Here is a 19,445-nt window from a genome sequence, read left to right on the forward strand (position 1 = left end):
TTCTAGGCCCATTCTTATTCTCTATAAACTACGTTAAGTTATCTTGTAGTTTATTTATGAGGAGGACACCTTTGCCACCGTTATTCACATCTCCTATGAACCTGTGATAGAGCACACCATTCACTTCTTCGGTTCCTTCCTCTAGATAGGAAGGTAGCAGATCCCTTACTTCCCCTTTAATTATAACAGTACCTTTTTTCATTTCGCTTGCAGGCATTTCTGTGTTACCCTCGATGATTATGTTGCCTCCATTATTCATAATTGCAGGAAGGAGACCGGCATTGCCCATCACATGGATCTCCCCTCCGCACATGTGTTCTCCGAGGTAGTCCCTGACATTTCCATTTACAGTGATTTTTCCTCCCTTCATGCCGCAGGCTTCTCCGCGATAGCCTCCTCCCACATAATAACCACCGTTTCCATTAAGGACAATTTCTCCACCCATCATCTCGCAGCCGAGCCAGCTATCTGCGTTTCCATTGATCACGATCTTCCCGCCTTTCATATTTGAACCGCAGTGCATGTCCACATTACCGTTAATTTCGATCTCGCCTGAACTCATGCCCTGACCAATGCGTTTTACCCTTGAAACGTCACCGTTGATCACAATTATGGTGTTTTCTGTACTGTCTTTACCTTCAACTTTTACATTGAACAGTTCTCCAAGCGGGCATTGCCTATTCCCATACCATACCAGCATAGTTTTGATCTCGTCCTCTGTCTTTCCGGCAATGTTGTCCGGATTTATGGAATCAGCTTCGATAGGAATTTTATTTCGTTGTTTCAAGGATATTGTTACTATCTGCATTTTAGGACCACTCCGTTTCGACTTCAACTGGTTTTGGAATATATGCATCCTCTACCATGTAGTTGGATTTGCTTACGGTATAGTATTGCATGAACTTGATGTCAAGGTCTTTATGCATTGCATTTTCAATATCTTTCGGAACTTTTGCGTTCACCCAGTAAGTTCTGCCCTTAGGAGTATCTTCGATACTCCCATCCTTGACAACTATATCTCCACCCTTGAGGGTATAAGTTGCAGCACTGAAGGCCTTCTTTAACTTTTCATGCTCAACGGAAGGATCAATTGAATCAGGAAGAATATCATATATGGCAATGTCAGCATCCGCACCCACTGCAAGGTTTCCTTTTTCAGGCCTGCTGTACATCCTTGACTGGATACTTCTGGTACTAGTCGCAAGTTCATAAAAACTCAGTTCTCTGTCAAGGCCAGGCAGAACCATCCTGGAAAAAGCCGTTTCCGGGAAATCAGACATTATCTGCTGTCTCTTCTTTTCACTCATAAGGTAAGTATATGCTTCAGGATAGTTCACAAAGGACCCGCCGTTAGGGCTATCTGTTGCAAACATGACCTTCCATGGGTCTTTTACAAGCAGGGCAAGCTCAAGTCCGATTGCCCACTGAACTGCATTTACAAAGCTCTTGGGGGAATAGTTAAGTGGCACCACTCCAGATGCGTCTTCCAGCTCCACATCCTGGTTACTCCATTTTTCCTTTAGCATCCTTGAGTTTGCATATTCCACCGGTCCGTCTGCTGTCATGGTAACAGCAGGTCCAAAAATGACCTGTCCCAGGTCAAAGGTCAGGTGGTTGACACTATTTATGTAGTCAGCAACCATAGGTGCCCCGGTCTCAAAATCACGCCAGGAAGTGCCCGCATAGGCGTTGAACTGGACATGAGTCACATGCAGGCTTTGCCTGTTACGCTTGGTTTTTATCCCTTCAAAAAGCTTCATTGTCTCGATAGTGGTCTTGTAGTTTCCAGGATGACCCAGATTGTTACAGTGTACATGAACTGAGTGGGGTAGGTCCAGCTTTTCATTTGTTTCTCCCAGACTCTGTAATATTTGAGCAGGCGTCACATCAAAATATGGGACCGGATCGTATAGTCCACTGACATTTTTACCCCATCCCCAAGCCTCTCCGCCACCTGCATTCACAATCTTTATACCGTAACCCCTTGAGGCTTTAAGGGCCCAGGCAACATAAGCTGCGAGTTTCTCCGGCTCTTTATCCCGGATGTATTCCATAACCTGCCAGTTGCTTCCAAAAAGAGTAAGACCCATCTTATCAAGAATAGGGATTTCCTTGAATTCTTCGTGGGTATGTCTTGCTGTAAGAGGTGGCATTGCAGCCTCACAGATTGTAGTATAACCCAACTTTGCATACCTGTAACCAATTGCGTAGGTATTCGGCGTGTTGTACCCTACCTGAGCCCTTGTCTTATCCGTACGGGGCTCTGGACCCGAGAGACCTTGGACCAGGTTCTTCCGGGCATCATTTGGATTCATAAACCTTCCGACATTGATTTTGCCAGCGCTATGAGTATGTCCGTCTATACCTCCTGCCATTGTGAGTCTTCCGCCAGCATCAATTTGTCTTGCAGAAGAAGATACATTTTCCACAATTTTGCCGTCTTTTATGCACAGGTCCATTTTTTCGCAGTTTATTCCCTGGATAGGATCACAGACAGTAGCATTTTTAATCAGGATTTCCGACATCTTTATTCCCCTCTCTTTAGCTCCCTCACCTTTATTGTCAGGTCTTTTACGATCTCTTCATCTGTCTTGAACTTAGTATCAATCAATTTTTTCATACGCAGAGAGACAGCATCCATACGGTAAGCTGTCCCCTCTGCTTCGATCCCCACGATCGCAGATGGAATTACCACATCTGCAAGTTCGGTCGTAGGGTTTGCATATGGATCGATCTGGATCAAGGGGATTCTTGCAAGATGCCTGACAGCTTTTTGTGGAAAGTGAGCTCCTGGATCTGCTGCGGATATAATTGCAGCATCTGCTTCCTCACGTATAAGCAGGTCGTTTGCCCCCGTCTCTCCGGGGTTGTAATATGGATATCCTTTCGAAAAGTCAATCGCCATAGGAAAACCTGTTTCCCAGGTTGCCACCTGTCCGAACCCTGTAACGTTATAATGGCCCCGCATTCCGATCATCACAGCCTTTGTGTGCTGGTTAAGATCAGAAATGAGGGATGACACTGCGTCTCCATTCTTATATTTGGATCTTGATTGCGTGACTCCCATCCCGAAAAAGATGCAGACGAACTTTGCGTTCTTAAGGATTTCTGCAATCTTGAGAACTTGGGCTTTAGGAATGCCAGCAACGGTTTCGGGTATTACATCTTCATGCCTGTTTATGACTGAGCGCAGAGCAGTTACCAAGAGCAGATCTGACCCCTGGTCGATTTCTACGTATTCATCAGCTATTTTTGCGGTATCTGTTTTTCTGACATCAATGACTACCATTGTCCTGTCGTCTCGCCCCTTCTTGGTAAAGAAGCCTTTTGAAATTGAATAACGGCTCATGTGCCTAGGGTGGGCATGAATGGGATTGCAACCCCAAAATACGATTACATCCGCCCTGTTCTTAATCTCTCCTAAAGAGGCTGAAGGAGATCCTTTTTCCTGAGCAGCAAGAGCTGATGGTCCATGGCATACATTTGCTGTGGAGTCAATAACTGAACCGTTTTCTTCTGCAAGCTGGATAGCTCCGCTGATGGCTTCACATGAAGTAGAACACCAACCATAAAAAAGAGTCCTCCTGGAATTTACCAGAATTTTTGCGGCAGCCTCAATAGCTTCTTCATAAGAGACCGGGACAAGCTCTCCGTCTTTTCTGATCATCGGTTTTTCTATTCTGTCGTGTTCAAAAATTCCGACAAACTTGCTGTGCCCAAGGATGCAGGCGTTTTCTATAGTTACTATCTTGTTTTCCTTAACAGTGACTGTGATATCATCGCAGAGGCATCCGCATAAGGAACAAACTGCGTCTTTAATTACTTGCATATTTTTCATTCCAGGTACTTCTTCATGAGAGATTTCATATCCAGAGGCTTTTCATCCGTAACTTCAATTTCCGCAGGCACGCCTTTAAACCCAGGCATTCCGCACCCATGAGTATCTGGGTTTAGCACTGCATTTGCCCAGGGTCCCATAGGGATAAAAGCAAGTCCTTCCGGGTTCCCTTCATTAGCCTTTGCAAATACCACAACTTCACCAAACTCAGTTGTGATTTTTAAGCTGTTTCCTTCGGAGACTTCCAGTTTCTCGAGGTCACTTGATTTAAGTTCACAGTAACTGCAGGCTTTAAAATAAGCTGTGTGTGTCTTTGCTTCCAGGTTTGCACCCTGTTTGGCAGTTCTTCCCGATATTAAATTTGCTTTGAGTTTTATCAAAATTCCTCCGGAGGCAGCTTCTAAATTTTATTTAAATAGAGGTGTATGCTTTTTTGACGAGATGGTTGCTTCACCTCAATAAAATGGTATCAGTCGCGTTATGTTGAATTGAACATAGCTGTAATGTCTTCTGTATACTCATATAAAAGATTTCTGCATGGAACTTAAGTCTGCATTCAAACTGGTCTCGTGTTCACATTATAACTTCGTAGTGACCGCTGCTTTAGCAGATCAGTTAGAAAATAAGTGACGATATGTAATTTTTATTGAATCATTGAATTTCGACCAATTAGCAATTCAAAATCTAAGTTTGCGAAATTTATTTATTTAATGTAAATAGACCTTATAAGAAAGGTGATGGGTCCGCCTAGACTTCCCAGTCTAAACCGCTTAAGCTGATGACTTCTACGTGAGTGTTTAGACTTTAGTTGTATATTTTAGTAGGTAGAGGCGGCTTTATCAGTGCTATTTTCTAAAGTATACCCAGCGATGCGAATACAGGAGTAGAACGAGATGAATACGACCATACAAAATATTCACGGACGTGAGATCCTTGATTCAAGGGGTAACCCGACAGTTGAAGTAGATATCTTACTGCAAGATGGCACACGTGCAAGGGCTGCAGTGCCTTCCGGTGCATCTACAGGAAAAAATGAGGCATATGAACTTCGTGACAGCAATCCGAAGCGTTATGGTGGAAAAGGTGTACTTACTGCTGTTGCTAAAGTGAACAATCAAATAGTTGATGCTCTAATCGGGATGAATGCTCTTGATCAGGAGCAGATCGATAAAACTATGATCGGAATTGATGGTTCGCCTAATAAAGCGCTTTTGGGTGCAAATGCTATCCTTGGTGTATCTATGGCAACCGCTAGGGCTGCTGCACAGGCCACAGGAGTGCAGCTCTTTGAGTATTTGAGCCCTGATAAAAGTAATCTTTTACCGGTTCCGATGATGAACGTGCTAAACGGCGGGGTGCATGCACAATGGCAGGGAGCCGATTTCCAGGAGTATATGATTGTTCCTCTTGGTGCTCCAGATTTCCAGAATGCTCTGCAATGGGGCGCTGAAACATACCATGCATTACAGAACGTTCTAAAAAAGAAAGGTTATCCCACAGCAATAGGTGATGAAGGTGGTTTTGCACCAAAAGTTGCATCCAACGAGGAGCCTCTTGAACTCATCACATCTGCGATCGAAGAAGCAGGATATCGGCCCGGTAAGGATATCTGCATCTCACTTGATCCGGCATCCAGTGGTTTCTATCATGACGGACGGTACGAACTACGAAGGGAACAAAAAATGCTGACTGCCGAAGGCATGGTCAAGTATTACGAAATGCTTGTGGAGAATTACTCTATTATCTCCATCGAGGACGGACTGGCCGAAGAAGACTGGCAGGGATGGAAGTTGCTGACAAAGGAACTGGGAAAAAAGATCGAACTGATCGGGGATGACATTTTTGTTACTTCTCCTGAACTTGTTAAGCGAGGAATTAAAGAGGGGATTGCGAACTCCGTACTGATAAAACTCAATCAGATCGGGACAGTTACCGAAACACTTGCAACCATGGATCTAGCCAAGAGTGCTGGCTGGGGCTTGAATGTCTCCCACCGCAGCGGCGAGACAATTGATTCTTTCATCTCTGATTTTACCGTAGCTACCAGCGCTGGAAAGCTCAAGACAGGTGCTCCCTGCAGGGGTGAAAGAGTGGAGAAATACAACCAGCTGCTTCGTATAGAAGAAGAACTGGGAAGCAAGGCAGTCTATGCCGGTAGAAGCGCATTTGTGAGAGGATAAGAAGTTTCATAGCGTGTTCATCGTAACATAACAGATAAAGAAGGTCGGGAATAAAATAGTAGATTTCATTGATTTATTAGCACTGTTTGTAGGCGGCTTTTTAGCTGCCACAATATCAGGTGCAGCCGGGTTTGGAGGAGCATTGCTTCTATTGCCGCTATTAACAAAAACGATAGGCACAACAATGGCAATTCCGGTTTTAACGATAGCGCAGTTAATTGGCAACCTATCAAGAGCATTTTTTGGGTTTAAGCAAATTAAGTGGAAGCCAGTTTTATTGTTTATGCTGGGTGCTGTACCGATGAGTGTTTTAGGAGCATATTCATTTGTAGAAGTGCCAAAAGAAATAATATCCCAACTCATAGGACTTGCAATTATCCTGTTTGTAGTATTGAAATACTTTAAAATCCTAAAATTTAATCCCACTGATAGTACAATGGTTTTGGGAGGTGGGCTAGTAGGTTTCATTTCAGGACTTGTGGGTAGTGCAGGACCGATTGGCGCTGCATTGTTCTTATCTTTAAATCTGCCGCCTGTTTCTTACATCGCAAGTGAGGCCATGACTGCAATAGCAATGCACATTACCAAGATCATAGTATATCAAAAATATTTAGGCATAGGGTTGCCAGCTTTGTCAACGGGTTTATTTATTGGCATTTCTATGGTTCTTGGAACATGGGCAGGAATGAGGATCATAGGTAGTATCCCCAAAGATAAATTCAATAAGTTTGTAGGGACATTGTTGTGCATAATTGGATTACAGATGCTGTTATTTGGATAAGGCACAAGTGTATTTACTTATCTGAGGATAAGTTACCATCTTTTTTCGGCGGAGGAGTTTTCTCGATATCCCAACAACCTGATCACATTCTGAATGTCTAACGCCATATTTTTTAATTTAACAATTTTATCAACGGCATTCTCCTCATGCATTTTTCTCTCTGCAACTGATGAGCGGATAGTGCCATGGGTCGCTTTAATGGTCATAGAGAGATTGTTATCGAGGCTGGAGCTGAACTTCCTGAATGTAGTGTCAATGTTTTGCAGGGTTTCCCATCGAATATTCTCAAGATTGCGTAGCACCAGTTTATCTATTTGCTTATTCATTCTCTCTTTTACTCGTTTCTCACGCATTTTTGCTGGCATTAAACGTTCGATGAAATTAGGAGATATCTGGATAAATAAATCTTCCTGATCATATTGTACAAAATATGGTTTTCTTCTATCATCGTATACATGTCCACCAATATAAGCATGATAAGGAATTTCAAAGACCTCAGATGCTGTTTTTCTGATAGATTCGACCAAGTTATCAATACGTTGCTCTTGATCTTTCATACGGACTGCTATCTCCTTATCCATTATCTCTGAAATAGAGTCAAGTTCATGTTTGAACAACTCTGGGATAGCATCCGCTACTGCCTTTTGTGCTGCATTCTCTGTATCGTCTGGTGATTCTAGCATGACTTTTTCGGAAATCTCTACGAGCCTTGAACACAAAGGAGTTTGAAGGCCTCTTATGTGCTCTTCCAGCAGATCTCTAACCCTTTTCCGATCACCATTGAGGATGTCCTGTGTGTGGATTCGTTGTTGTTCAGCTTCAACAATCTTTTTTTCAAAAAGAGATAGCCTACTTTCCAATTCAGTGAGTGGCAGTTCAAGGGACCGGATCTCCAGCTCTATCTGAAGGTATGTTTGGTTGAAAATATCAAGGGCTTTTCTCCCTATTGCATCCTTCAGAACAATATCCTTTTCGTGGGCCAGAAAATTTGTCAGGTAATCAGAGACTTTAGAAAGGTTGCTTTCATTCCATTTCTGTATGTCATTTGACTCCTTTGCCTGCAAAGCTTTTCTTGCAGATATGGGAAAAATTGGAGTATTGGGATCTATACCTACTTCTTTTATCAGCACTTTTTTATAAAAATCAAATGCATTGGCAAGTTCAGCTTCATTAAGATAATCCACTTTATTTAGTACAAAAAATAATTTTGAGATCTTATTTTTGATATCCTTGAGGAATGTTAACTCAACCTCTGTGATGGGCGGGTCAGCTGAAACTACAAAGAGCGCTGCATCGCATTGTGGAAGGAAATTAATAGTCACTTCAGTATTGTGCAGATAAGTAGAACCAATACCAGGTGTATCAATGATCACAACATCGCGAAGAATGGGAGCAGGGTGAGTAACCTCGACCTGAAGCACTTCTTTCTCGTTGTTAGGATTGTTGCCTTCAGTAACAAAATCAATTAGTTGTTTTTTCAACCATTCTATTTCTGAGAGATCTTCAGGGGAACCGGGGGAATCTTTGTCTTTGGTTAAATGCCGGGATTCGCTGTTAAGTATAACATCTGCTCTATCATCCAGATATTTTATCTTGAGCCCTCGCTGCTCTCCATATTGGATAAATGTGGGAATTGCAGTCAGGGGGATTACCGAGCTAGGCAGCACCTCTTCTCCAAGAAGTGCATTGATGAGAGTGCTCTTTCCCCTCTTTACCTGTCCGAGCACTGCCAGATGGAATCTCCCTTCTGAAAGACGTTGTTCCAGCTCATTGAGCTTCTGCGCATATATTTCATAAGCAGAACCCATAGCTCCAACAAGTTGTTTTCCTGTATTCAGGGTATCATGCAATTTTTCAGGAATGAATCGTCTGAACTCTGTTTCTGGAGTAGGCTCTGAAGAATAGGAATTTTCACCCATCAAATTACCCCTGCTCAGTGTATTCATTAGTGTAATGAGTTACAAAGACCCATCTTTTTAAAAAGTGATGATGAATACTTTACTTTTTCACGTTCCCATCATAAAATACAACTTTTATTTTTTCCTCAGTTATTAGTCCTTGATTGATTACCTCATCTAATTTCGGCCTGATCCTGGCAATATTTTCTTCAGTATCAGCGACTTCGATAAGTATTGGAAGGTCGGTTGATAAACGCAGTATAGAGGTCGTATGGATATAGCTGTTCTTTCCAAAACCCGTGATACCTCTGAAAACGGTTGCCCCTGCTATGCCTTCAGACTTCAGCATTTCAACTATATACATGTATAATGGTTTGCCTTTGTGCTTATCAGATTCTCCAATGAATATTCTCAGCAATATTGCCGTGGACTCATTTCTCACCTAAACCCCCTCCATATACCTGTGGCAAAACTCAATGCTACGGTCTTTCCTATGTATACTGCAAACATGGATAGTAATACTGTAGCTGTTAGATTAATAGTTAATAACGTAAACTCGGATCTCTCCAAAAGTCTAAAAGACTCATAACTGAATGTAGATAGTGTAGTGAATGCGCCTATCATTCCAATTGTTAAAAACATCCTAGTTTGATCACTAAATACTCCTTGGTATTCAGAAAGGTACATTATTAAACCCAAAAAGAAGCTTCCAATTATATTCACTGTTAAAGTACCGAAAGGGAAATTGGAAAAACTGTTCTGTACCCATCCACCTATAGTATATCTCAGGATAGCACCTATAAATCCGCCTATGCCTATTAATAAAACTGTATACAAGAGTACACCTCTCTAATTATGCAGAAGTCATCAGCATAAGCGGTTTTGACATACTAGTCAAGGCGGACCTCATCACCTTTAACTGCCTTTTGTGCCCATCAAATAAACAGATTATGTTTTTTGGTCATTCAGGATATATTACTAAAGCTGTTATAATATTGAATATGTTAGGTATTTCCATGTAGGAAATGTTCCTTATGAGGCATTTTATCCAGCGACGACATTTTTGTAATAGTTCTTTTTCATTAAGAGGTGGATCAATAATATGAAAAGGTAGCCTACTCCTACAGTATAAGTGGACCTTATATCCGCCTCTGGTCGATATGTTAGTATCATTACAATAAGCCACAGAAAATATCCCCATAAAGTGCTTCTTAATCCCACTATATCGTCTATTCGCCTCTTTTCAGAAACCAGGTCACGAGAGAATAGATAGTGTCCTAAGGTTACAAAGAAAATGATGGGACCTAATGTAAGCCACATTCCTATCTGGCCTAAATCCTGTGGTTGAATGGCAAGAACAAAAAACATCCATATAAAATAGAGTAAAGCTCCAAAGAAGGCTCCAATAAGCTCTGTGAATTTTGTACTGATTGATGTCACAGCATTTTTTCCCTTTATTTTAGTGAACTTTTAGAAGAATATTCCTTACCTTACCTGGTTACCTTCTTTTAATGAAAAAGTAAATTATTGCAATCAGAATGTATCCTCCTCCTAAAGTTACTCTATAATTCATATCGATTTCAAGTAAGAATGTTGTAATTGTTACAACAAACCATATAATAAAGCCCATTAAGCTGCTTTTCATTCCAATTATGTCATTTATTCTTCCTTTTTCAGAAATGACTTTACCAGATGCAAAATAGTGTCCAGCAATCAAGAAGAAAGGAAGGATACCAGCTTCAAGCCAGTTATCAATTTGGCCCCAGTTATGTGCTACGGTCATTACAGTGCCATTTGTTATGAAGTCAGTTGAAAAGAACTTCATTTTCAAGGCAAGTAACATAAAAATCCATGAATAAAAACACACTGTTCCAACTATTACTCCAAATAATTCCTCTATACGTGGTTTGGCTGACATTGGACATACACCTAAAACTTTGAAATCTCATTTTTTTTTACATATTCTGACTTCGTTTACCCCATAGGCAAAACAACGTAATTTTAAACAACATCAAGCAAACTACAACCTTACCTTCAGGGACTAGTGCTTTCAAGCTTTCCTTTGAACCACGTAAATACTTATACTGGAAGTTAATATTTGTTAAAGGTTATGTAGTTTATGCAATTAGAAACTAATCACATGCCTATAAAAAATAGATTAAATTTATTATAGATATTAGCACTAATCTGATAGAAAAAATGAAACTTATCTGCTGTATTTCCTGGGCTCAAATACCTTTTCCAGCAGTTCCAGCCTATCTGTTTTTTCAAGCTGTTTGTATATTAGTTCCCATGCACAGTCCTTTTCCGAATTAACCTCACATTTTCGGGATGTGGAACCCCCACAGGGGCCGTTGAGCAAACCTTTTGGACAACTGGCTTTAGGGCATATACCGCCGAATTGCTGGACATTGCATTCACCGCACATTTCGCATAGTTGTGGAAGTACCTGCTCTTCTGAACGCCCTCCCAGAGAATCAGTGTTATTGGATGGATAAACAGGTATGTCCGCCAGTCTGGATACAACTGAAGTGCCGCTGCCACATGCCATGACAAGAATAGCATCAGCTTTCTGTATATCTGGGTTCTTGTCCACCAGCATTGCGTAGGACTGTATGCTACAAGCGGCAGTGGGTAAAACCCAACCAACAACATGCTTTCCGGCTTCTTTCAGTTTCTCGCACATGGCGAGAACTTCAGGTTCGCCTCCAACGTGTAGTCTTGCAGCACAGACATTACATCCTACAACAAATATATTGTCAATTCCTTCAAGGGAAGCAAGTACTTCATCAAACGGTTTTGAAGAAGAGATGATCATAAATCCCTCAAATAACGATACTCTACGTTATCATCAAGTTTCAGTGTATCTTTGATCATTCTTGAAATAAGGGGTAGATTACGGGCCTGGCATTCCAATTTCTGTGCAAGCTTTTCCAGTTGTAGTATCGTACCGATCACAAGGACATCAGTGCTTTCAGTCTCATGGGATACTGCATTGCGTTCAAGGGCTGCATCGCCTCCTCTTGCCAGTATCTCTTGCTTAATGATCAGGGCTTCTGTGGTGGTTATATTAGATATCCTCAGTACTCGGGAAATGCATTTCTTTTTCATGATCTGGGCACCAGTTCCTGTAACACCCATCTCTTTCATGGTTCTGACAGCATCTTCAGGGTTAATAATGTCCAGCACAGATACCTCAAAATTATTCTCTTTAACTTTCGGCTCTCTGCTGCGCATAGCTGCAGCCACCTTTACTACATCCATTGTCTGCGCTATATCGTGTGTCCTTATAATATGTGCTCCCTTATGTACAACAATAGCAGTGGCAGCAAGGGTTCCATATAATCTCTCTTCTGCAGGTTTATGCAGCACTGCATCGATACAGGACTTACGTGATATCGCTGCAAGAATTGGTTTTTGGAACACTTTCAGTCTTTCGAACTGGTCAATTGTCTCAAAATCGTATATTGGTCCCTTTTCAGCAACCCATTTTCCAATAGCAGGGTCAAGAATAAGCTTACTAGGGTCCATGCCTTTATCCTGTGCATGCATTATAATGTCAGATAATGATCCCATTATAGCATCCATGCCTATCGGATCACCGGGTATCTTTTCCGTGGCCATAGCCACTGCAGGGCATTCATGTTTGACCAGAACATCCAGCATTCCCTCATCTGCTTTGAAACCAGAAACGTCATTGATAATGTCAGCTCCCAGTTCAAGGGACCTTTCGGCAATATCAGCAAACATCGTATCTACAGAAATAAGAGCATCGACATTGTCTTTCAAAATATCAAGTGCAGGTACAAGCCTTTGAAGTTCCTCTTCCCTGCTTATTACAGGCTTTGCGAGCATCCATGTGGAACGTGCTCCGATGTCCAGTATAGTAGCACCGCTGTCTACCATCTCATGCGCCTTTTCCAATATGGAATCTACGTCCACCACAGATGACTTATAAAAAGACTCCTTGCTGAGGTTTATAACTCCCATTATCCGTACCGGGTGCTCATCCCCAACTTTCAAACTGCAGATCTCTGTATCAACGAACATTATCTACCCAAAAAAGTATAAGATAAGTAACTAATTCTTGTTGGTCTATCGGTATTTATGTTTTAAATGTATCTTTTGCTGCCATTAACACATGCTGCATGAGTATGGAAATTGTCATAGGCCCCACGCCCCCGGGAACAGGGGTTATTAGTGAGGCCTTCTTGATAACATTCTCAAAGTCCACATCTCCATAGACTTTTCCATTCTCTTCGGTGATACCTACATCAAAAACGACAACGCCTTCTTTTACCATATCGGCTTTTATGAGGTGTTTGACGCCTGTACCAACTACAAGTATGTCCGCATCCAGGGTGTATTGTTTCAGGTCCTTAGTGAACACATGGCATACCGAAACAGTTGCATTGCGGTTTATCAACATTGCAGCCATGGGTTTTCCTACGACATTACTGTGTCCGACAATTACAGCATGTTTTCCCTGTACCTGGACACCATGCTCTTCCATTGCCCGAATAACTCCCTTTGGAGTGCATGGCACAAATCCTTCATTTCCTATGAGTAGATTTCCCATGTTGTATGGATGAAACCCATCGGCATCTTTCTTAGGGTCGATAGCCAGCATAGCTTCCTTGTCGTTAAGATGCTTTGGAAGAGGTAGTTGAAGCAGGATACCATGGATGTCGTTTCTAAGGTTGAGTTGCTTTATATGGGTGGTAAGCTCTTCCTGTGAGGTAGAGGCTGGAAGGTTGTGATCTTCAGCATGTATTCCTATCCTTTCGCATGCTTTGTGCTTGAGGCGCACATACATCTTTGAAGCCGGGTCTTCTCCTACCAGAATGGTGGCAAGGCCGGGTATGATACCCTTTTCGGCTTTGAGCTTCTGAACACCTTCTTTTACTTCTTCCTCCACCTTTTTTGCAAGGGCACGCCCATCGATTATTCTCGTGCTATATTCCTCTGCCACCACTATGTCCGCCTCTTTACTTTTTACTTATAAATGGGGAATCTGCTGACCAGCTGCTCAACATCAGAACTGATCTCCATAAGGATTTTATCATTACCGATGTTAGCGATCACATTCTCTATGAAACCGGCAATGTCCACCATTTCTCTTTCTTTCATGCCACGGGTGGTTGAAGCAGGAGTACCTATCCTTATACCACTTGTAATGAACGGGCTTTTGGTTTCGAAAGGTATGGTGTTTTTGTTGAGGATAATACCAGCCTTGCTCATGGCCGCTTCTGCCTCTTTTCCGGTGATGTTAAACTTATTGAGATTGAGGAGCATTACGTGGTTATCTGTTCCACCTGATACTATGTTGAAATCCCTCTCAATAAGGCTCTCAGAGAGCATCTTTGCATTCTTGACGGTCTGCTCCTGGTCCTGTTTGAACTGCTTGCTTTGTGCTTCCTTGAAAGCCACGGCCTTTGCAGCTATTATGTGCATCAGAGGTCCGCCCTGTATTCCGGGGAATATGGCCTTATCAAGTGCTTTTGCATACTCTTCCTTGCACATGACCATTCCGCCTCTTGGTCCACGCAGGGTCTTATGGGTGGTCGTAGTAACAAAATCAGCATAAGGAACAGGACTGGGATGTGCTCCAACTGCCACAAGTCCGGCAATATGGGCAATATCAGCCAGCAGATATGCGCCCACTTCATCGGCTATCTCTCTGAAACGCTTGAAGTCAAGGGTACGGGAATAAGCAGATGCACCGCAAACGATCATACGTGGCTTTGTCCGCTTTGCCATTTCCATAAGTACATCGTAGTCCAATGCTTCCGTTTCCTTGGACACTCCATAAGGTACTATATTGTAAAGCTGGCCAGCGAAGTTAACAGGGCTTCCATGTGAAAGATGACCGCCATGCGAAAGGTCCATGGACATTATTGTGTCCCCTGGTTTGAGTACAGAGAAATATACGCCCATATTGGCACCTGATCCCGAATGGGGTTGCACGTTCACATGCTCTGCACCAAATATGGTTTTTGCTCTGTCCCTTGCAAGGTTTTCAGCAATGTCTACAAATTCGCAGCCACCGTAATATCTCTTACCTGGATAACCTTCAGCATATTTGTTTGTCATTATCGAGCCCTGTGCTTCCATAACTGCACGGCTCGTGTAGTTCTCAGATGCTATAAGGTTGAGTTTGTAATCCTGGCGGTTCGCTTCAAGCTTCAGTGCTTCAGCGATCTCGGGGTCAATCTCTGAAATATAGGACATGATATCATCCAATTACAAGCTTTTTAAGGTTTAGTTATCTCTGCGTAGTACAATCCTGCCATCCACTTTAAGTTTACCCTCAGTGAACAGTTTTACTGCCTCTGGGAATATCCTGTGTTCTTGCTCCAATATCCTGGAGGCGAGCGTGTTCTCCGTGTCATCATCTTTTACGGGTACACAGCTCTGCAGAATTATAGGTCCGCTATCCATTCCTTCATCAACGAAATGCACTGTGCATCCGGCGACTTTGACGCCGTATTCAAGTGCTTGCTTTGGGCCATGCAGCCCTTTAAAAGAAGGTAGTAATGCAGGATGTATGTTCATGATCCTGTCTCTGTATGTCTGGATCACTTCACTTCCTAAAATCCTCATGTATCCTGCAAGCAGCACCAGGTCCACACCATAAAGCTGCAATGTTTCGATCATCTTTTTTTCAAACTCTATCTTGCTTCCATAGGCCCGCGGATCGATAAAAACAGCATCAATACCATGCATTTTTGCACGTTCTAATGCATAAGCATCTTTAATATCACTAATGACCACGCTGAGCTTAATGTCCTTTAAATAGCCGCTTTCCACATGGTCAATGATAGACTGGAGGTTGGAACCTCTGCCTGATACTAAAACTCCTATATTGGTGGTCATTATAGGCTCTTAAAGTATCTTCATATAATTAGATTTTTGGATTTGGCCCACAACCTAACTAAAAAAATATCAATGCTTTTTGTACTTTGTTTTCTCGTCAATGAGGCTTACAAACTCCTCTGGTCCAGCCATTTTATCCAGTTCTTTTTCTTCTATAAGAACTGTGTTCTCCACAGTTTCTGACTTGCTTGGACCTTTTATTATAAACACAGACCTTGTCTGTGTTACATAGGAGATGCTGCTCATCAGATCAGCTCTTTTTATCATCGCACTGCTGTAAGTGCTGACTCCTGTAAGCATTGTATCGTAGTTATCTTTGGATATTGCTTTGAAGGGTGCCTGTGATGTTGAAACCACCTGGTATCCAAGGGAATGAAGCATATCAAGAACGTTATCCTCTTGCGGGTATTTCTTTTCCTCAATTGGCATTGGCGGTTCCTTGAGTTTCTTTTCAAAAGCCTGCAGTATATCTATGGATTTTGCAAGTGCAACATCAAGCAGTTCTTCCAGGTGCAGCACTACATCTATTGATGCATCCATTCCCCCTTCTTCGTATTTACTGATGGTTCTTCTGGATACTCCCAGTTCTGAAGCAAGGGTGCCCAGTGACATCGCCTGCTTTGTACGTGCTTCTTTCAGGACATCACCATCTATCGAGACATACAGTCCTCCAGGTGCTGCGGATACAAGTGGAGGCACATTCTCCACAAAGTAATCATAAAGAGTCTGGACATTGACTGCAGGTATATCATATCTCATGTAGACTACGCTATCTTCAAGCATCTGGTCCCGGGTTTTAGCTCCCACCAGGATTGCTGATCCTCCTAGATATCTTGCAAGAGCTTTCATCTCATGAGCTGTTTCCTCGTTGAGCCCATCTATATTATACAATACTTTGCAAAAAAGAAGGATGTTGTCTTTCCTTGCAGCAAGATCGAAACTCCGCGGTCTGATGTTACAGCGCTTTGAGACAATGAAGTTTGCCTGTCTCAGTACATCTACTATCTGATGTATGAGGATGTCTTTTGTCATGACAAAGAAATGATTGTTTGCGCATCTATATCTTTTTTACTCTTATCTATTACTTAACTCATCTTTCCTGCAGAAAACTTAATTGTATGCAACTCATCAGTAAGCCAAATTATCAGGGTCATAACATGCTCATAGGTATAGATGATACAGATTCCAGGGAAGGCATGTGCACAACATATCTGGGAGCCCTTCTCATGGAAGAACTGAGGCAGTATGGTAGTATAATAGAACTCCCGGTGCTTGTTCGTCTCAATCCTACAATTCCTTACAAAACTAGAGGCAATGCGTGCGTGGGGATAAATATAGACACCTCTTGCCCGGATAAGGTAATAGAACACGTAATTTCGAGAGTTTCAACAATGGCTGCACTGGATTGTGACATGACAAATCCAGGAGTTGTATTTGTACAGGATGATGAATATGAAAGTGTCCGAGATACCCTGGGCATTTTTTTCCAGCGTGCTGTAAGGGAAGTGATCTCAATTGAAGAAGCAAAATCCTTTATTGAGAAAACTGGCCTGAAATCTAAAGGTTTCAAAAATGGCAGAGGTCTAATAGGAGCCCTTGCAGCATGCGGTTCAATGTTGAATCCCGGCTGGGATCACACTTTCGAGTATCTGGCCTACAGGCAAAGAGAAAAATGGGGAACTCCCAGAAATGTGGATAAAGAAAGCTTCTTTAGAGCCGACAGTACCACTTATCCTGAAACATGGGATACTATTGATGTTTATAATGAACTGGTGGTGTGTGTACCTCATTCTCCGGACCCGGTTCTTTATGGAATAAGAGGTAAAGATCCGGAAGTCGTAAAAAGAACAGCAGAAAAGCTATCTACAGAACCACTGGGAAGGTCATGCGTATACTGCACGAACCAGGGCACAGACATGCATCTAATTCCAGTTGACAGTATATCCAAGATAAAGGAGATGCAGTCCTACATTGTATCAGGCATTGTGTCAGGTGATCCATTTACGATACCAGGAGGACATACTATCTTCTCTATATCAGATAAGAGCGGTGCTTCTATAGAATGTGCTGCCTTTGAACCAACAAAGAACTTCAGATCATTGGTGCGCAAGCTCGTTCAAGGAGATATTGTTAAGATTTATGGAAGTTTCATGAACAAAAGTCTGAACATTGAAAAGATGGAAATAGTTTCCCTTGCCCCTCTGGTAGCTTCCCATAACCCGGAATGTCCTTCATGCAGAAAAAGAATGGAATCAGCAGGTAAAGGGCAAGGATACAGGTGCAGGAAATGTGGTACTAAATCTTCGGTCTTGGTGCAGGTAGAAATGAAAAGAGATATAGAACCAGGTATATACGAGGTACCACCATGTGCCCGCAGACATCTAGCTAAACCACTTGTAAGATTCAAGGATCCTTCAGTAAAAATATTCCCATCCCGATGACATTATCTTAAATGGCTAAGGTCTGCCACAGGTGAAGTTTTCAGTTTGTGCGCATTCATTTTTATCCTGCATATTACTGAATCGGCCTGTTCTTTTGTAATACCCACAGTGTTCCGGGCAACATCAGGTGTTTCTCCTTCCAGCAGGAGGGAAAGGAACCTGTCCACTTCTTTATAAGTAATACCCAGTTCTTTTTCATCCGTCTGTCCACTCCAAAGGCCGGCAGAAGGTGCTTTATTAACAATAGCTTCCGGAATTCCCATTAAGGCAGAAAGCTCTCTCACATCGGTCTTATACATGTCTCCGATAGGAAGTATATCTACTCCTCCATCACCATGTTTTGTGAAATAGCCCAACAGCAGTTCAGTTTTATTTCCAGTACCGATGACAATTCTGTTGAATAAGTTAGCATGGTAATAAAGCACTGACATTCGGATGCGTGCCTTCAGATTCCCTTTGGCGTGGGGTGTAGCTTTCTTTCCATCCGGAATGTTCTCAAGGTAAGCAGTGAGCATCCCTGATATATCTATAGCTTTAAACTCTATGCCTAATCTATGAGCCACTTCAGTTGCATCAAGAACATCTTCAGCAGGTGTAAGATTGAATTCCGGTAGGTGTATGCCTAGCACTTTATCCTTGCCGAGAGCCTCAACTGCTAAATATGCTACAAGTGCAGAGTCGATACCCCCACTGATACCAAGGACAGCTCCTTCAGCATTTGCTTCCCTTACTTTTTCCCTTATAAATTCAACAACTGCTTCTCTTACTTTTTCTGTTTCCATGTTCCTGTCCTCTGTAGTGGCTTAAGTGAAAATTCAATTCTATTTCTGTCCTTATTGCTACATCCTACTTAAATAAAGTATCCTGCTCAAAGGTTTAATCTATCTGGAAGTTGTAACTCAGCCTCATGCCTATTTATATAGCAGACTCTGCGGTATTCATCATGGGAAAGCCAGTTGATGCCATGTGCACCATTACTGTCCCTTCAGTGGTGGATGAGCTGAAAAGCAGTGAATCCCGGCTTCGCTTTGACCTTGCAAGGGAACTGGGTCTGTCAGTGGAATTGCCTTCTCAGGAGGCTCTCAACAGAGTTGCTGAGGTTTCCGGATTATCAAAGGACCATGAGGTATTATCCAGCACTGATATTGAAGTGCTTGCCAGGGCATATGACCGCAAGGAGGAAGCAGTGCTTCTTACAGACGATTATGCAGTGCAGAACGTTGCCAGCATTTTGGGTATAAAAGTAGAGCCGGTAGTCCAAAAGAAGATAAAGGATGTGCTTATATGGCAGAAAGTTTGCATTGGATGTAAGCGAAAGTTCGATTCAGGTGATATCTGTCCTGTGTGTGGCTCTCCTATGAGAAAAGGACGCAAAAGAAAATTATAACAATACTTGTATATGTAGTAATGACGTCTTTATAGAATATCTTA

Annotated in this window: 20 protein-coding genes and 2 riboswitches; of the genes, 4 read left to right on the top strand and 16 right to left on the bottom strand. The window is 42.3% G+C overall.

What is annotated here, in order from left to right:
* Positions 1-28: 28 nt before the first annotated feature.
* From ACC612_RS00295 to ACC612_RS00310, 4 genes are read right to left on the bottom strand one after another with little or no spacing between them, the layout of a single operon-like run.
* Positions 29-808, bottom strand: a complete 780-nt coding sequence (locus tag ACC612_RS00295) for a formylmethanofuran dehydrogenase subunit C (RefSeq protein WP_371852463.1) — start codon at positions 806-808, stop codon at positions 29-31.
* A gap of 1 nt (position 809) precedes the next feature.
* The gene (locus ACC612_RS00300) at positions 810-2,525 is read right to left on the bottom strand and encodes a formylmethanofuran dehydrogenase subunit A (protein WP_371852464.1); all 1,716 of its coding nucleotides are present in this window, start codon (positions 2,523-2,525) and stop codon (positions 810-812) included.
* Between the two features lie 2 nt (positions 2,526-2,527).
* Positions 2,528-3,829: a formylmethanofuran dehydrogenase subunit B gene (locus tag ACC612_RS00305; RefSeq protein ID WP_371852690.1), complete on the bottom strand. Its 1,302-nt coding sequence runs from the start codon at positions 3,827-3,829 to the stop codon at positions 2,528-2,530.
* Between the two features lie 5 nt (positions 3,830-3,834).
* Positions 3,835-4,218, bottom strand: coding sequence for a molybdopterin dinucleotide binding domain-containing protein (locus ACC612_RS00310; protein WP_371852465.1), 384 nt, complete (start codon positions 4,216-4,218; stop codon positions 3,835-3,837).
* 344 nt (positions 4,219-4,562) lie between these two features.
* Positions 4,563-4,633: riboswitch (Fluoride riboswitch) on the top strand.
* Positions 4,634-4,731: 98 nt separating this feature from the next.
* On the opposite strand from ACC612_RS00310, the gene eno reads away from it, so the two are divergent.
* Both eno and ACC612_RS00320 read left to right on the top strand, forming a co-directional pair.
* Positions 4,732-6,018, top strand: coding sequence for a phosphopyruvate hydratase (gene eno, locus ACC612_RS00315; protein WP_371852466.1), 1,287 nt, complete (start codon positions 4,732-4,734; stop codon positions 6,016-6,018).
* 82 nt (positions 6,019-6,100) lie between these two features.
* Positions 6,101-6,799 (top strand): sulfite exporter TauE/SafE family protein, encoded by a 699-nt coding sequence (locus ACC612_RS00320; RefSeq protein WP_371852691.1) that lies wholly within the window; start codon positions 6,101-6,103, stop codon positions 6,797-6,799.
* 32 nt (positions 6,800-6,831) lie between these two features.
* Here the strand turns inward: ACC612_RS00320 and ACC612_RS00325 are convergent, their stop codons facing one another.
* The 11 genes from ACC612_RS00325 to ACC612_RS00375 all read right to left on the bottom strand — a co-directional run bounded on the left by ACC612_RS00325 (position 6,832) and on the right by ACC612_RS00375 (position 16,605).
* Positions 6,832-8,718, bottom strand: a complete 1,887-nt coding sequence (locus tag ACC612_RS00325) for a dynamin family protein (RefSeq protein WP_371852467.1) — start codon at positions 8,716-8,718, stop codon at positions 6,832-6,834.
* Between the two features lie 79 nt (positions 8,719-8,797).
* Positions 8,798-9,139 carry a DUF190 domain-containing protein gene (locus ACC612_RS00330; protein WP_371852468.1) on the bottom strand — a complete coding sequence of 114 codons (342 nt, stop codon included), beginning with the start codon at positions 9,137-9,139 and terminating at the stop codon, positions 8,798-8,800.
* Positions 9,136-9,534, bottom strand: coding sequence for a fluoride efflux transporter CrcB (gene crcB / locus ACC612_RS00335; RefSeq protein WP_371852469.1), 399 nt, complete (start codon positions 9,532-9,534; stop codon positions 9,136-9,138). The genes ACC612_RS00330 and crcB overlap by 4 nt, the downstream gene beginning before the upstream one ends.
* 14 nt (positions 9,535-9,548) lie before the next feature.
* Positions 9,549-9,620: riboswitch (Fluoride riboswitch) on the bottom strand.
* Positions 9,621-9,741: 121 nt separating this feature from the next.
* Positions 9,742-10,137 carry a hypothetical protein gene (locus ACC612_RS00340; RefSeq protein ID WP_371852470.1) on the bottom strand — a complete coding sequence of 132 codons (396 nt, stop codon included), beginning with the start codon at positions 10,135-10,137 and terminating at the stop codon, positions 9,742-9,744.
* Between the two features lie 58 nt (positions 10,138-10,195).
* Entirely contained in the window at positions 10,196-10,615 is a 420-nt protein-coding gene (locus tag ACC612_RS00345; RefSeq protein WP_371852471.1) for a hypothetical protein, read from the bottom strand.
* A 288-nt stretch (positions 10,616-10,903) separates the two neighbouring features.
* Entirely contained in the window at positions 10,904-11,515 is a 612-nt protein-coding gene (locus tag ACC612_RS00350) for a methylenetetrahydrofolate reductase C-terminal domain-containing protein (RefSeq protein ID WP_371852472.1), read from the bottom strand.
* A complete protein-coding gene (folP, locus tag ACC612_RS00355; protein WP_371852473.1) occupies positions 11,512-12,747 on the bottom strand; it encodes a dihydropteroate synthase in 1,236 nt (411 codons plus the stop codon). Before folP ends, ACC612_RS00350 begins: the two co-directional genes overlap by 4 nt.
* A 55-nt stretch (positions 12,748-12,802) precedes the next feature.
* Positions 12,803-13,672, bottom strand: coding sequence for a bifunctional methylenetetrahydrofolate dehydrogenase/methenyltetrahydrofolate cyclohydrolase (locus tag ACC612_RS00360; RefSeq protein ID WP_371852474.1), 870 nt, complete (start codon positions 13,670-13,672; stop codon positions 12,803-12,805).
* A 20-nt stretch (positions 13,673-13,692) separates the two neighbouring features.
* Positions 13,693-14,928, bottom strand: coding sequence for a serine hydroxymethyltransferase (gene glyA, locus ACC612_RS00365; protein ID WP_371852475.1), 1,236 nt, complete (start codon positions 14,926-14,928; stop codon positions 13,693-13,695).
* A 30-nt stretch (positions 14,929-14,958) separates the two neighbouring features.
* On the bottom strand, positions 14,959-15,573 hold the full coding sequence (gene purN, locus ACC612_RS00370) for a phosphoribosylglycinamide formyltransferase (protein WP_371852476.1): 615 nt from the start codon (positions 15,571-15,573) through the stop codon (positions 14,959-14,961).
* A gap of 69 nt (positions 15,574-15,642) precedes the next feature.
* Entirely contained in the window at positions 15,643-16,605 is a 963-nt protein-coding gene (locus ACC612_RS00375) for a transcriptional regulator (protein WP_371852477.1), read from the bottom strand.
* 125 nt (positions 16,606-16,730) lie between these two features.
* On the opposite strand from ACC612_RS00375, the gene ACC612_RS00380 reads away from it, so the two are divergent.
* Positions 16,731-18,014 (top strand): DUF1743 domain-containing protein, encoded by a 1,284-nt coding sequence (locus tag ACC612_RS00380; RefSeq protein ID WP_371852692.1) that lies wholly within the window; start codon positions 16,731-16,733, stop codon positions 18,012-18,014.
* A gap of 2 nt (positions 18,015-18,016) precedes the next feature.
* Here the strand turns inward: ACC612_RS00380 and ACC612_RS00385 are convergent, their stop codons facing one another.
* On the bottom strand, positions 18,017-18,796 hold the full coding sequence (locus tag ACC612_RS00385) for an NAD+ synthase (RefSeq protein WP_371852478.1): 780 nt from the start codon (positions 18,794-18,796) through the stop codon (positions 18,017-18,019).
* A gap of 125 nt (positions 18,797-18,921) precedes the next feature.
* Here ACC612_RS00385 and ACC612_RS00390 point away from each other — a divergent pair, with 125 nt between their 5' ends.
* A complete protein-coding gene (locus ACC612_RS00390; protein WP_371852479.1) occupies positions 18,922-19,401 on the top strand; it encodes an NOB1 family endonuclease in 480 nt (159 codons plus the stop codon).
* Positions 19,402-19,445 lie beyond the last annotated feature (44 nt).

Source organism: Methanomethylovorans sp. (assembly GCF_041447285.1).
Taxonomy (GTDB): Archaea; Halobacteriota; Methanosarcinia; order Methanosarcinales; family Methanosarcinaceae; genus Methanomethylovorans.

Bases quoted from the DNA above. Each gene is read 5' to 3' on its own strand.
- ACC612_RS00375 (WP_371852477.1), bottom strand. From the start codon at position 16,605: ATGACAAAAGACATCCTCATACATCAGATAGTAGATGTACTGAGACAG.
- ACC612_RS00300 (WP_371852464.1), bottom strand. From the start codon at position 2,525: ATGTCGGAAATCCTGATTAAAAATGCTACTGTCTGTGATCCTATCCAG.
- ACC612_RS00345 (WP_371852471.1), bottom strand. From the start codon at position 10,615: ATGTCAGCCAAACCACGTATAGAGGAATTATTTGGAGTAATAGTTGGA.
- folP (WP_371852473.1), bottom strand. From the start codon at position 12,747: ATGTTCGTTGATACAGAGATCTGCAGTTTGAAAGTTGGGGATGAGCAC.
- ACC612_RS00390 (WP_371852479.1), top strand. From the start codon at position 18,922: ATGCCTATTTATATAGCAGACTCTGCGGTATTCATCATGGGAAAGCCA.
- ACC612_RS00305 (WP_371852690.1), bottom strand. From the start codon at position 3,829: ATGCAAGTAATTAAAGACGCAGTTTGTTCCTTATGCGGATGCCTCTGC.
- ACC612_RS00385 (WP_371852478.1), bottom strand. From the start codon at position 18,796: ATGGAAACAGAAAAAGTAAGAGAAGCAGTTGTTGAATTTATAAGGGAA.
- ACC612_RS00380 (WP_371852692.1), top strand. From the start codon at position 16,731: ATGCTCATAGGTATAGATGATACAGATTCCAGGGAAGGCATGTGCACA.
- ACC612_RS00325 (WP_371852467.1), bottom strand. From the start codon at position 8,718: ATGGGTGAAAATTCCTATTCTTCAGAGCCTACTCCAGAAACAGAGTTC.
- ACC612_RS00295 (WP_371852463.1), bottom strand. From the start codon at position 808: ATGCAGATAGTAACAATATCCTTGAAACAACGAAATAAAATTCCTATC.
- ACC612_RS00350 (WP_371852472.1), bottom strand. From the start codon at position 11,515: ATGATCATCTCTTCTTCAAAACCGTTTGATGAAGTACTTGCTTCCCTT.
- glyA (WP_371852475.1), bottom strand. From the start codon at position 14,928: ATGTCCTATATTTCAGAGATTGACCCCGAGATCGCTGAAGCACTGAAG.
- purN (WP_371852476.1), bottom strand. From the start codon at position 15,573: ATGACCACCAATATAGGAGTTTTAGTATCAGGCAGAGGTTCCAACCTC.
- eno (WP_371852466.1), top strand. From the start codon at position 4,732: ATGAATACGACCATACAAAATATTCACGGACGTGAGATCCTTGATTCA.